The sequence below is a fragment of the Acinetobacter entericus genome (assembly GCF_026168575.1).
Taxonomy (GTDB): domain Bacteria; phylum Pseudomonadota; class Gammaproteobacteria; order Pseudomonadales; family Moraxellaceae; genus Acinetobacter; species Acinetobacter bouvetii.
On record NZ_JAPEQW010000121.1, the window covers coordinates 1 to 691 of the forward strand.

General features: G+C 49.5%; 1 protein-coding gene. It reads left to right on the top strand.

Annotated elements, in window-relative coordinates:
• A partial coding sequence (locus tag OKC24_RS19840) for a cryptochrome/photolyase family protein (RefSeq protein ID WP_265466308.1) occupies positions 1-691 on the top strand: 691 nt, incomplete at both ends.

A 691-nucleotide genomic window follows, 5' to 3' on the forward strand; every position in this document is an offset into this window, starting at 1 on the left:
CCTGGGCTGGCAATCCCCCTTTGCCTGCACCACTTCACTTTGAACACGATCAGATTGATCTGGACGTGCTTGAATTAGTTGAACGTGAATTTTCCCGTCACTCTGGCAGCCTTGACAACTTCCGCTGGGGCACCACACGTAGCAATGCTCTGCTTGCACTGGAGCATTTCATTACCCACAGTTTGCCACATTTTGGCGATTATCAAGATGCCATGGTTCAAGACTCAGACATGCTGTTTCACAGCCTGCTCTCACCTTATCTGAACTGTGGTCTGCTACTACCTAAAGAAGTCTGTGATGCGGCAGAAGCTGCATACCATGCCGGTCATGCACCACTGAATGCAGTGGAAGGTTTTATCCGACAAATTCTCGGCTGGCGCGAATATGTTCGCGGAATTTACTGGCTGTACATGCCAGAATATGCCAGCCGCAATGCACTGCAGCACTCAGCACCATTGCCACAATTTTACTGGACTGGCCGTACTCGGATGAACTGTATGGCTGAGTGTTTCCGTAATACTTTTCAGCATGCCTATGCACATCATATCCAGCGTTTGATGGTGACTGGAAATTTTGCCTTATTAACTGCTGTAGACCCGCAGCAGATCAGCGAGTGGTATCTGGCAGTCTATGCCGATGCCTATGAATGGGTAGAACTACCGAACACGCTGGGTATGGTGATGCATGCCGA